Consider the following 12,689-nt stretch of genomic DNA (forward strand, 5'->3'; position numbering starts at 1 on the left):
GTTCGTCGAATGTCCCTCGGCTAACGGATTCCGTTCGCTCACCCTCGATGCCTCAAAAAATTATACTACTCCATCACACATTCCGATATTTGTATTTAATCTAAGGCACAAAGCACACGATACACCCATACAATTATATTTGATGGTTCCCTTATCATTGGTATGCGGAATGAGAACACAGACTCGAGTAGACGAGAGATTCTACGAAAGACCGGTGCTGTCGGCACTGCCGGCGTCGTCGGGATGGCCGGCTGTTTGGGGGACGAGGATCCAGATCTCGGAAATTATCCACCAGAAGGAGATACCGTTACGTTCGGTTTAAACGCGCCACAGAGCGGGATTCTCGCACCCGACGGCGTCGTCCAGTTCGACGCCTTCGAGATGGCGCTCGATCATCTCAACGAGGGAGGCGGATGGGTCGATATGTGGGACGACCTCTCCGGTGATGGGGTCCTCGACTACGAAGTCGAGGGAACGACGGCCGATAGCGCCGGCGACGGTGAAACGTCCAGAGAAAACATCCAGCGGATGGTCGAGCAAGACAACATTCAGATGTGGACCGGCGGCGTCTCGAGCGGCGTTGCCGAGACGCTCCAAGAGGTGGCCCAACAGGAACGCGTTCCGTACATGGTCAACCTGTCCACGTCGAACTTGATCACCGGAGAGCACGCGACCCGATACAGCTTTCGGACGGCCGCACCCACCTATATGCTCGGCGCTGGTGTGGCGGACGTTCTCCCCGACGAGCTGGGTGACGATTTGGACTTTTATCAAATCTACCTCGACTATTCGTTCGGCATCACCGGGCGGGAGTCGATGTTAGAAAACCTCGAAGAGGCAGGGTGGACGGAAGTCGGCGCACAGTCGATTCCGGAGGGCGAGACCGATTACAGCGCACACCTCAGTAGCGCGATGGATTCGGATGCGGACGTCGTTATCCTCTCGACGTTCGGTGACGCGCTGACGAACGCGCTGTCACAGGCCTCGGATATGGGACTGAAAGACGAGATGGAGATCGTCGTGACGACGATGAGCAACTTCTCGCTCGAGCCGGCGAGCGACCACATCGAGGGAGTCTACGGCACCACCGACTGGAACGCCGAACGGGACGACGAGTACTCACAGGCGTTCGTCGAGGAGTACGAAGACCGGTTCGACGAGACGCCCGGGTTCGCCGCGAAGTTGGTGTACGAGAACGTCCTTCTGTACGCGGAGGCGGTCGAGCGAGCCGATACGTTCAATCCACCGGAGGTCATTCGCGAACTGGAGGACTACGAGTACGACCATACGGGAGTCGGCGACGCTCATATGCGAGAGTGTGACCACCAGGCCCATCGGATGGTTCCGGTGGTACGTGGTCTCTCCGAGGAAGAACAGGACGAAACCGGCCTGTACGTCGAACTCGTCGAGGAGGCTCCCCAAGAGGTTACCACGTACGGCTGTGACGAAGGTCCGGCAGCGGACGTCGATCTGGGGGATCACGGTGACTGATGAACATTGTCCGCTGTCTCGACTAACAACATGTTACTAAGGCTATGATCGAATCAGCACTCACGTTCCTGTTTCTGACGTTGAGCGTCGCAGCGGTGTACATCCTGGTCGCGACGGGACTCTCGATCACGATGGGAACGCTCGATTTTGCCAATATGACGCACGCAGCGTTGTATCTCTTCGGAGCGTACATCGCTCTCGTCATCATCGGCAAACCGGAGGTCGGCGGTGCACTCGAGTCTGCAGGATTCTCCACCTTCGGCCTCGGCTGGGGGCTCGTTCCGGCGATAATACTGACGCCGATCATCGTCTTCGGAATCGGACTAGTACTCGAGAAGTACGTGGTTCGACCGCTTTCCGATCGCGACGTCGTCGATCAGATACTGATCACGTTCGGCCTCCTCTTTATGGCCCAAGAGTTGATGGCGATCCTCTTTGGCACCGGGGGCCAAACCATCTCGAGACCGGGCTGGGCCAGCGGACCGTTGGCCTTACCGGGTATCGGAACCGTTTCGCGGTGGCGGTTTTACGTAATACTCATTACGGCCGTCCTGATGATCGGCTTACTGCTGTTCTATAAAAAGACGGACTTCGGACTCGTCGTCCGAGGGGCGACCCAAGACGCTCAGATGGTGCAACTGCTCGGTATCAAGGTAAACCGTCCGTACGCGTTCGTCTTTGGAATCGGCGCGGCGTACGCGGGAATCGCGGGACTGCTCGGCGGAACGATATTCGCGATCAACCACGAACTCGGCGTCGAGATCCTTATTCCCGCGCTTCTCGTCGTCGTCGCCGGCGGAATGGGAAGTATCAAGGGAACGATCGTAGCGGGCACGCTCTTCGGGTTAGCGTGGGCGACCGCCAACTCCGTCTATCCGCAGGGAATGGAAGCTAGCATATACCTCGTCGCGATCGTGATAATCATGCTTCGGCCGGAGGGACTATTCGGCTCGACGGGGGTGGAAATGTGAGCCTCCGCGACGTAACCGGACGTCTCAACATCGGGAAACCGACCCTGAGTTGGGAGTACTGGGACGAGATCAAAGGGACGGAATCGTTCATTTTCGTCGCGACGACCGTCTTCGTGCTCCTCTGGTCGTGGCTCTTCGCTCGCGCCCCGATTACGAGTGCAGTCGGCGGCTACCAGTCGTTGGCCGTCACCGTCCTCATCTGGGGAATATTCGCGATCGGATTCGACCTGCTTCTGGGCCAGACCGGGCTGTTGTCGTTCGGACACGCGATATTCTGGGGCGGCGGCGCGTACGCAGCGGGGCTGTTCAGCTACCACGTAACGGGCGATCCGATCCTGGTGGTCGTAGCCGGCGTCGTCTTCGCGCTCGGCCTCGCAGCGGTCGTCGGCTTCATCGCGCTTCGGCGCCACGCGGTTTACTTCGCGATCCTGACGCTCGCGATCGGCCAGTTCGTCTACTTCCTCGCCGTATCTCCGTTACAGGAGATCACCGGCGGCTACAACGGGTTCATCTACGTTCAGGTCGAACCGGTAGCGGGATTCATCAATCTCGGCCAACCGCTCCCCGGAGTACTCGGAACGCTGTGGTACGATCACCTCTACCTCTTCGTCGCGGTCTTCTTCATCTTTGCCGTCGTTCTCGCGACGCGAATCGTGAAATCCCCGTACGGACTGGTGTTTCGATCGCTTCGTGAAAACGAACAGCGAGCGGCGTTCATCGGCATCAACGTCTGGCGGTACAAGTTCATGGCCTTCATCCTCTCCGCCCTGTTCGCCGGGATAGCGGGTAGCCTGTACACGATTCATACGGTGTTCGTCTCCGTCGAATCGCTCTACTGGCTAATCAGCGGCGAGGTCGTTATTATGACCGTCCTCGGCGGATTGGGATCAGTGTTCGGACCGATCCTCGGCGCGATCCTCTACGTGTACGTCCGCGGGGTCGTCGACGGATTCCCGATCGTCGGCCCGTACTGGTTCCTGATACTCACGACCCTGTTTACCGTCGTCGTCTGGGTCTTCCCGCAGGGGCTGTGGGGAATCGTCGGAAAGATCGGCCAATCACTCCGCGGACTCACTCGCAGGTGGAACGAACCATGACATTCTTCGAAACGAGAGAACTGACGAAATCGTTCAACGGATTGACCGCGGTCGACAACGTTTCCGTCTCGATACGTGAAGGTGAACTGGTCTGTGTTATCGGACCGAACGGAGCCGGGAAAACGACCTTCGTGAACCTCATCACGGGAATGCTCGAGCCGACCTCGGGCGAAGTCCTGTTCGAGGGAACCGACGTAACCGGCGCTGATCCACACGAGATAACCCAAGCCGGTATCAGTCGATCCTTCCAGACGGCATCGTTGTTCTCGAACCTCACGGTCGAAGAAAACGTGAAGGTCGCGACGATCGCGGCCGAACAGGGATCGTTCCGGCTGAATTTCTTTCGGCGTCTCGACGGCTATTCGACGATAACCGATCGAACCCAAACGTTGCTCGAGCGGTTCAATCTCGTTTCAGACCGGGATATGGACACCGGCTCGCTCTCGTACGGAGATAAACGACGACTGGAAATCGCGGTCGCCATGGCCAACGAACCGCGGTTGATCTTTATGGACGAACCGACGGCAGGGATGTCTCCGGAGGAGACGCAGGCGACGACGGAGTTGATCAAGTCCGTTCAGGAGGAACGATCGATGGGAGCCGTGATGATCGAACACGATATGGACCTCGTCTTCGACCTCGCCGATCGAATCGTCGTGTTGAACAGGGGCGAAATAATCGCCAGGGGAACCCCGGACGAGATACAGGAACACCCGGAGGTACAGGAAGCGTACCTCGGCGGGGTGGAACAATGACGCTGCTCGAACTGGACGACGTCCATTCGCACTACGGCCCGAGCCACATCCTTCGAGGCGTCTCGCTGACGGTCGAGCAGGGAGAGGTCGTAACGCTCCTGGGCCGTAACGGCGCGGGGAAAACCACGACGCTGCGAAGTATTATCGGTGCCGCGCCGCCGGAGATATCGGCGGGGAGCGTCGTCTTTCGGGGCGAAGACGTCGCCGGAAACGAACCGGAAGACATCGTCATGAACGGGATCGCTATCGTTCCCGAAGAGCGTCGCGTGTTCGGCGATTTCACCGTCGAAGAAAATCTACGGATGCCGGACATCTCCCGACAGGACTGGAACACGGTCCTCCGCGATATGCCGGTCGATAACGAGCCGGGGATGGACAACGACGAGATATACGAACTCTTCCCGCGGCTCGAGGAACGACGCGAACAGAGAGCCGGAACGCTTTCGGGCGGTGAACAGCAGATGCTCTCTATCGCCCGGACGCTGAAGCTCCCGAACGTCGATCTGTTGTTGATGGACGAACCGACGGAAGGCCTGGCTCCGCAGATCGTCGAGTCCGTCCTCGAGTCGATCGAACGGATCGCGGAGACTGGAACGACTATTTTACTGGTCGAACAGAACTCGACCGCCGCGCTCACCGTTGCCGAACGGTGTTATATTCTCGACGACGGAGCGATCGTGTACGAAGGAACGGCGGACGAACTCGTCGCGGACGACGACGTCCGTCATCGGTATCTCGCCGTCTGATCGCGCCGTCGCCCAACTCTCATCCTTCAATCGAACGAACGAGGGTATCAGTCTATTTCGGTGCCGCTAGTGAAGCCAAAACTCGAATCCCCGAAACGGCCCGGATTACTGCCGGGAAGCGGTCACCGCGTCGTTCACTTTTTCGATCGGATGGGGCGGATTCTCGGCTTGACCGCTTCGTTCGCCGATCTGACTTCGACACGAGCCACCGGGCGCAACGGGTCTCCCGTCGCTCGAGTCGATCTTCTCGTATAGCTGTTCGGCGATCGTTTTCGAGAGATCGTAGTGTTCGGCTTCGTATCCGAACGAACCCGCCATCCCGCAGCAACTCGAGTCGAGCGGGTCGACCTCGTACCCTGCGCGGCGGAGAACGCCGACGGCGTGGTGATCTTTCCCCGTCGCCTTCTGATGGCAGTGGCCGTGGTAGGCGAGGATCTCTTCTGGCTCCTCGAGGGGCAATTTCTCGACGAGTCTGTACGTGTCGAGGTACTCACATACCCCGTACGAGTGATCGGCGACCGTCCGTGCTCCCGACGTATCGACGAGATCTACGTACTCGTCCTGAAACACCACCGCGTCGGACGGTTCGACGGCGACGATCTCGTAGCCGTCGTCGATGTACTCGTCGAACTGATCGATGTTCGCACGAGCGCGTTCTTCGGCGGCGTCGAGCAGCCCGACCGAGTACGCCGCTCGGCCGCTCGGGCCGATATCGTCCGGAATTGTGACGTGTACTCCCGCCGACTCGAGGACGCGGACAGCAGCTTTTCCCGGCGTGGGATAGCTATAATTGGTGTAGGTGTCGGGGAACAACACTACTTTCCTGTCCGCTTCCGACTCGCTCACCCGCGAACCGCGGTTGCGGTACCATTCCCGGAGCGACTCTTGACGGAAGGGAGGAAGGTCCCGTTCTGGAGCGATGCCAGCAACCTTCTCCAGTACGAGACGGTTACCCGGAATTTTCTGGGCCATATTCGAAACGGGGGCGAGCGCGCTCCCGATTTTCGAGAGCGTATCGATGTTCCCGAACAATCGGGAGCGCAGCCCGACGCCCGCTTGCTGGTGATACTGGTGTTTGGTTTCGGTTTTGAGCTTCGCCAGATCGACCCCAGTCGGACAGTCGCTTTTGCAACCCTTACAGCCGATACAGAGGTCCAGAACCTCCTCTTGGAAGCGCTCGGAGAACAGTTCTTCTTCGGGGATCTCGCCCGAAATCGCCGCGCGGAGCATGTTCGCACGCCCGCGGGTCGTCGCGATTTCGTCGTTCATTCCCCGATATGTCGGACACATCACGTCGTCGCTCTGTCGACAGGTACCACAGCCGTTACAGAGCTCGACGAGGTGTGCGAATCCACCCTCGTCGGAAAAATCCAGTTTCGTCTGCGGTTCGATCGAGGTATACCCGTCGCCGTATCGTAAGTTCTCGCGCATGTCGGTCGGATTCTCGTCGGTGTACACGACCTTCCCCGGGTTCATCAGCCAGTCGGGATCGAAGACCGACTTGACCGACTTGAACGCCTCCCAGAGATCCTCACCGTACATTTTCGGATTGAACGCGGTTCGTGCGAGCCCGTCGCCGTGTTCGCCGGAGAACGCCCCGTCGTGCTCGAGGACGAGATCGGTCACGTCCTCGGTGATCGATTGCATCGTCTGAATTCCGTCGTCTTCTTTCAAGCTGAGAACGGGCCGGATGTGAAGCGTCCCGCTTCCGGCGTGAGCGAAATACGCGGCGGACGTCTCGTGATCGTCGAGGACGGCCATGAACTTCTCGACGTACTCGGCGAGTTCTTCGGGCGGGACGGTCGCATCCTCGATGAAAGGATACGGTTTCGCGTCCCCCTCGAGCCCCATCAGTAATGGAATCGCTGCCTTTCGGAGCTTCCAGAGCGATGTCTGTTCCTCGTCACTGTACGCTTCGAGAACCTCGAAGGCATAGCCGTCGTCGACGAAGTGTTCGTTCGTCTCCCTGATCGGCTTCTCGAGATCGTCGTGGAGTTCGGAGTCGAACTCCAACAGCAGCGCCGCGTTCGTTCCGTCGGGAATGGGTTCTTCGTATCGAGCGAACTGTTCGGACTCTCGTGCGAGCCTGAACACCTCGCTGTCCATCAGCTCGACCGCACTCGGATCGAACTCGAGGGCTTCAGGGACGGCCTCGAGGGCATCGAGTAAATCTTCGAAACAATAGAGCGCGAGAGACGTCCGTTCGGGGAGCGTTACGAGTTCTATCTCCGCCTCGACGACGACGCCGAGGGTGGACTCCGCGCCGACGAGCAGTTTCGAGAGGTTGATCACCCGTTCGCCGTCCGCGTTTTCGAAGAGTACCTTGTTGAGGTTGTAACCGGAGACGTTCCGCTTGAGGTCCGAATACCGATCCGCTATTTCGTCGGCGTTGTTCTCGACGAGCGCACGCACCGTCCGATAGATTTCCGCTTCCCGATCGTCCTTCGAAACGATCGTCTCCCATTCGTCGGAGTCGAGGACGACCTCGCGAGTGTGGATACGCGAACCGTCCGCGAGAACGACCTTCAGCTCCTCCGTATAGGCGTCCGTGATCCCGTACCGAACCGAGTGTGCGCCGGTCGAATTGTTCCCGATTCCGCCACCGATCGTCGCGCGGTTCGAAGAAGCCGGATCCGGTGCGAATTTGAGGCCGTACTGTTCGACGTGCTCGTCGAAATGATCCTGAACGACGCCCGGTTGGACCGTCGCCCGTTGGTGTTCGGTGTCTATTGAAATGATGTCGTCCATGTACACCGTCATGTCGAGTACGACGCAGCCGGGACCGACGGCCTGTCCGCCGAGGGACGACCCTGCTCCGCGGGCCATAATCGGGATGCCGTGCTCGGATGCGATACGAACGGCGTTTTGCACGTCCTCGGTATCACGAGGAAGGACGACACCGGCAGGACGGGCCTGATAGATGCTTCCGTCCGTCGCGTAGAGCACCTGCGCGTACTCGTCGAAACGAACCTCCCCCTTCGTCGCCGCACGGAGATCGTCTGCGAGCACACTGTACTCGCCGACGGCCTCCGATTCGTCGTCGCGATTCGGCTGGAATTCTTCGTCCGTGCTTCGCTCGACATGGGAGTCATTAACAGCCATTATTCATGTCTCATCACCAGTAATAATAAACCCTGCGCTTATCCTCCTCTCTTTCGGAGACAATACTGCTACTAAATCGGTTCCGGGTACGGTCACTACAGTCGAATCGGGATCTCCACTGCAGTAGTGTCCGCCGAGAGAGCCGTACACAAAACGCGAGTTACCCCCCGAACTGGGACTAGCTGATTCGAATCACCCTGGAGGCTAACGGAACGTCTCGACGACGGGCACTTCGCGGGACAAACCCCGGATTTAAGAGGTTAGTTATCACAACGGTTAGTATGGAACTTATCCATATCAACATCAACGTCGCGGATGCCGAGGAAACGATCTCGTTTTACGAGCAGTTCGGATTCGAGGAGAGTTGGGAATTCGAAACGGCCGATGGTGAGACGACGAATCGATACATCGCGGACGACAACGGAACCGAACTACAGCTTTCGGATACGAACGGCGATACGGAGTTTTCAGCCGGAACCTCGTGGGACCACCTCGCGATCGGCGTCGACGACGTCGATCAGGTCTTCGAAGAACTGGATCACTACGGCGTCGTGGAGGAACCGGGCGACCAACCAGAAGCCGGTGCTCGAACGGCGTTCGTTCGAGATCCTGACGGTCGGACGGTCGAACTCGTCGAACCGCTAGAATAACGTCGCTTCAGTACTCGTTTCGCAAAAATGGAGTCGGGTCGCTGGTATGACTCGTCATCGCGTCGCTGCATCGGAACGGCCGATTCGTCTCAGAGTATGTTGGCGGCTTCAGCCTGATCGACGATCTCTTGTGCCATTTTGTTCGTGGCTTCGTCGACCATTTGACCGTCCACTTTGACGGCTCCTTTGCCCGACTCCATCGCCTCGCCGTAGGCGTCGACGATCCGTCGAGCACGGTCTGCGACCTCGGAATCGGGAGCGAAGACTTCGTTGGCGATTTCGATCTGGGACGGATGAATGGCCCACTTGCCGTCGCAGCCGATCATATTCGCCTGGTTAGCTGACTCTCGGAATCCGTCCTCGTCTTCGATATCGGCGTACGGACCATCGAGACAAGGGACTCCAGCACTTTTCGCAGCCGCATTGATGTGGGACAGCGCGTAGTGCCAGTAGTGGCCGGGATAATCGGGGAACTGGCCGATGTCGAGCCCGGGCGTTCCCATCGCAGCGGAGTAATCTCCAGGGCCGAAAATAACGCTCGAGAGCCGGTCTGAGGCGTGGGCTATTTCGTAGACGTTGTGCATTCCCTGGCCGTCTTCGATCTGGGGCTCGAGTCCGATTGAGCCGACATCGAGACCGGCATTGACCTCGACTTGTCTCAGCACGTTCTCGACGGTGTGGATGTCGCTCGCGGATTTCACCTTCGGAACGATGATATCGTCGATGTGTTCTCCCGCGTTACCGATGACTTCGATGAGGTCATCGTACCACCACTGGGTGTCGATACCGTTGATGCGGTAAGACAGGACTTTACCGCTCCAGTCGTGGTCTTTTGCGGCATCGATGAGCGGGTCACGGGTATCGGCCTTTGCGTTGGGAGCAACCGAGTCCTCGAGATCGAGGAAAACCTCGTCAGCGTCGCTGCTCGCTGCTCGCTCCATCATTTTCACGTCACTGGCTGGCGTTGCTAATTGGGTTCGACGAAGTGTCAAATCGGGCATTTCGTACCTCCACCTACACTATTCTCGAGATATCTAATAAGTGTACCTCTTCACACACCGCTGGGACAATTGGCCATCAGTTCCTCGTCACTACGCTGGAACGTCCCTTCCTCGGCCACGTTCGGGTGCGCTAACCGATCGTTTGAACACTGCGTTGTGGTAATCGACTTGCGGCGGAATCTCGACGGTCATACGCGTGTAGAACGCGCACACCCTCGGAGATGCTTACAGCGCGCTCGCCGGATACACGCCCTATTTGGGTGGTATCGACCGCCTTTATCCGTTCTCCATATTAGAACACTTCGTACGTTGGTTTCGCACCCGCTACCGGTCAGTTTTCGTTGCTCCTCCCTTTTACAACTATATGGGTGTCACGGATAGCTCGCTAATCCAAACTCTCCTCGCCAACAGCTGCAAAGATATCGCTATTGGATATCGTTGTTCTCTATTTCGAAAAGAGTTACCGCAAAGACCTAAATCCAACGTACCCTGCACGGTAAGACTCCCCTCGCGTTCTCACCTTGACGGACGGTGGTGCTGTGAAATTGAAAATTGGTCGGGGAATCACAGATGGCCGATATCCCTTGGCGGATTCTATATCGCACTCGAGGAAGTATGGAAGTCGTCCTCTCGGGTTGGGGCGCTCCGTTTGCGGGGATTACTCGATATCTCCTCGCCTTCTGATTTCGGTAGTAAATGCAGTTGCTCGACCAGCATCCTATCTCCGGACGGAGCGTATCGTTTTCTAAAATAGAATAAGGTTTAATGTCTTTGAGGGTGAGTGTGTGGAACATGGGAGAGAGAGCCAAACACCCCGTACGTACCACTGCAAAATCACTCCAAGTTATCGAAGAGTTGAATCGGCTAGGTGGTGCTCGAGTGACGGAATTAGCGAACGAACTGAATATGGGAAAAAGTGCGGTCCACAATCACCTTAGTACGCTCGAGGAACACGGATACGTCGTCCAAGAGTCGAAAACGTATCGTCTGAGCCTCAAATTCTTAGATATCGGCGGCCAGATCCGAAACAGAACGACAATTTACAAAGTTGCCGAGCCAAAAGTAAGAGAGCTAGCCGATACGTCCGGAGAGTTAGTGCATCTAGCGGTCGAGGAAGATGGAAAGGGCGTCTACTTGGCTCGAGCGAAGGGCGAACAGGCTGTCGATCTCGATACGTATATTGGGTGTAGCCACCACATGCACAACTCCGCTTTCGGGAAAGCTATTTTAGCGCATCTGTCGTCCGAGCGCGTCAACGAAATAATCGACCAGCGAGGCCTCCCGCCGACAACACAACAGACGATAACGACGAGGGGGGAACTCTTCGATGAGCTAGACCGAACGCGAAAGCGCGGGTTTGCAGTCGACGACGAAGAACGAATCGAAGGATTACGGTGTATCGCTGCACCGATCAGATTCAATTCGGACGTTATCGGTGCGATCAGTATTTCGGCGCCGACGGCACGAATGGACGAAAACTGGGGGACGAACGAATTCGTCGACCAACTCTGTAACACGGCGAACGTAATCGAGCTCAACAAGTACCACGTTTGACGCTCGCCGTCCGTCATACGGTCCGCTGTAACGAGTTACTGAAGACCGCAGGACGGGTCGCAGCCGCTCCGGAAATGACCGACACCAGACCGTCTCAGTCGATCGGCGATTTGCCCGTTTCGGTCAAGTACTGGTCGAGCTTTTTCGCCATGGCCAGTGCAAACGCTTCGTCGTTGATGTCGGTTTCGCGCTCGACGAGTTCGATCTCCTCGGTGACCGTCTCTCGAATCGCGTCGAAAAGCGCCTCGTCCGCCGCTGGATCGTGGAACTCCTCGTCTTCGACGTCGATCGCTGAGACGCCCTCGAGTGGAAGATACAGGGCTGTTGGTGCCGTCGTTTGTTGGAGTTTTTCACCGATAATCGCGCCTAACTCGGCGTTTTCCTCGGGAGTTGTTCGCATCAGTGTCACCTCCGGATTGTGTTCGACGAATTGCCGTTCCTCGAATACATCTGGAACCGTCTCGCGCGGCCCGAAGTTAACCATATCGAGCGCACCGGTCGAGACGACTTGCGGCGTTCCCGTTTCGGCTGCGGCATCGAGTCGCCCCGATCCGGCGCTCAGGACGCCGCCGACCAGTTCGTCCGCCCACTCCGTAGTCGTAATGTCTAGAACGCCATCGATTATGCCCTGGCGAACGAGGTTCTCCATCGCGCGACCACCGGTTCCCGTCGCGTGAAACACGATCGTCTCGTAGCCCCGATCCTCGAGGTACGCTCGAGCGGTCTGTGCGCAGGGTGTGGTGACCCCAAACATCGTGATCCCGATAGTCGGGCCACCGGTCCGTTCGATGTCGGGGTCGTTCCTCACCATGCCGACCATCGCGAGGGCCGCGTTGGCAATGACTCGTTGTGAGAGTTGATTGAGGCCTTCGATATCGGCGACGGAGTACAGCATCATCACGTCCATCGCGCCGACGTACGGTTCGATGTCGCCCGAGGCCATCGTCGAAACCATCAGTTTGGGGACGCCGACGGGGAGCGCTCGCATCGCCGTCGTTGCGATCGAGGTGTTCCCCGATCCACCGAGACCGAGAACGCCATCGAGATCGCCCGCCTCGTGGAGGCGTTGCACGACTGCAGCACAACCCTCGCCCATCGCCTCCATCGCTTCGCCGCGGTCGACAGAATTTCGCAGTTGCTCGAGGCTGGTGTCGGCTGCCTCAGCGACGTCGCTGGCCGAGGTATCCGGTTCGATTCGTGGCTCCCCCATGACGCCAGCATCAATCACGTGAACGGTACCGCCCTGAGATTCGATGACGCCTTTGGCAAACTCGATCTCTTCGCCTTTCGTGTCCAGCGTTCCGACGATGACGATTGCCATG

10 protein-coding genes are annotated in these 12,689 nt (G+C 57.9%); 7 read left to right on the top strand and 3 right to left on the bottom strand.

Going from position 1 to position 12,689, the window contains the following annotated elements:
- Nucleotides 1–162 precede the first annotated feature (162 nt).
- The 5 genes from ACZ5C7_RS09520 to ACZ5C7_RS09540 are packed head-to-tail and all read left to right on the top strand — an operon-like array spanning nucleotide 163 to nucleotide 5,060.
- A complete protein-coding gene (locus ACZ5C7_RS09520; protein ID WP_464376083.1) occupies nucleotides 163–1,491 on the top strand; it encodes an ABC transporter substrate-binding protein in 1,329 nt (442 codons plus the stop codon).
- A 44-nt stretch (nucleotides 1,492–1,535) separates the two neighbouring features.
- Complete coding sequence (locus tag ACZ5C7_RS09525) at nucleotides 1,536–2,462, top strand: branched-chain amino acid ABC transporter permease (protein WP_464376084.1); 927 nt, start codon at nucleotides 1,536–1,538, stop codon at nucleotides 2,460–2,462.
- On the top strand, nucleotides 2,459–3,559 hold the full coding sequence (locus tag ACZ5C7_RS09530) for a branched-chain amino acid ABC transporter permease (protein ID WP_464376085.1): 1,101 nt from the start codon (nucleotides 2,459–2,461) through the stop codon (nucleotides 3,557–3,559). The genes ACZ5C7_RS09525 and ACZ5C7_RS09530 overlap by 4 nt, the downstream gene beginning before the upstream one ends.
- On the top strand, nucleotides 3,556–4,314 hold the full coding sequence (locus ACZ5C7_RS09535; RefSeq protein WP_464376086.1) for an ABC transporter ATP-binding protein: 759 nt from the start codon (nucleotides 3,556–3,558) through the stop codon (nucleotides 4,312–4,314). Before ACZ5C7_RS09530 ends, ACZ5C7_RS09535 begins: the two co-directional genes overlap by 4 nt.
- Nucleotides 4,311–5,060, top strand: a complete 750-nt coding sequence (locus tag ACZ5C7_RS09540) for an ABC transporter ATP-binding protein (RefSeq protein ID WP_464376087.1) — start codon at nucleotides 4,311–4,313, stop codon at nucleotides 5,058–5,060. The genes ACZ5C7_RS09535 and ACZ5C7_RS09540 overlap by 4 nt, the downstream gene beginning before the upstream one ends.
- 105 nt (nucleotides 5,061–5,165) lie before the next feature.
- Here ACZ5C7_RS09540 and ACZ5C7_RS09545 read toward each other — a convergent pair whose 3' ends face one another.
- On the bottom strand, nucleotides 5,166–8,162 hold the full coding sequence (locus ACZ5C7_RS09545; protein ID WP_464376088.1) for an FAD-binding and (Fe-S)-binding domain-containing protein: 2,997 nt from the start codon (nucleotides 8,160–8,162) through the stop codon (nucleotides 5,166–5,168).
- 281 nt (nucleotides 8,163–8,443) lie between these two features.
- Here ACZ5C7_RS09545 and ACZ5C7_RS09550 point away from each other — a divergent pair, with 281 nt between their 5' ends.
- The gene (locus ACZ5C7_RS09550) at nucleotides 8,444–8,812 is read left to right on the top strand and encodes a VOC family protein (protein ID WP_464376089.1); all 369 of its coding nucleotides are present in this window, start codon (nucleotides 8,444–8,446) and stop codon (nucleotides 8,810–8,812) included.
- A gap of 89 nt (nucleotides 8,813–8,901) precedes the next feature.
- Here the strand turns inward: ACZ5C7_RS09550 and ACZ5C7_RS09555 are convergent, their stop codons facing one another.
- Entirely contained in the window at nucleotides 8,902–9,813 is a 912-nt protein-coding gene (locus ACZ5C7_RS09555) for an HpcH/HpaI aldolase/citrate lyase family protein (RefSeq protein ID WP_464376090.1), read from the bottom strand.
- Between the two features lie 792 nt (nucleotides 9,814–10,605).
- Here ACZ5C7_RS09555 and ACZ5C7_RS09560 point away from each other — a divergent pair.
- Nucleotides 10,606–11,367, top strand: coding sequence for an IclR family transcriptional regulator (locus tag ACZ5C7_RS09560; protein WP_464376091.1), 762 nt, complete (start codon nucleotides 10,606–10,608; stop codon nucleotides 11,365–11,367).
- A gap of 94 nt (nucleotides 11,368–11,461) precedes the next feature.
- Here ACZ5C7_RS09560 and ACZ5C7_RS09565 read toward each other — a convergent pair whose 3' ends face one another.
- The gene (locus ACZ5C7_RS09565; RefSeq protein ID WP_464376092.1) at nucleotides 11,462–12,688 is read right to left on the bottom strand and encodes a Tm-1-like ATP-binding domain-containing protein; all 1,227 of its coding nucleotides are present in this window, start codon (nucleotides 12,686–12,688) and stop codon (nucleotides 11,462–11,464) included.
- Nucleotide 12,689 lies beyond the last annotated feature (1 nt).

Source organism: Halostagnicola alkaliphila (genome assembly GCF_055379965.1).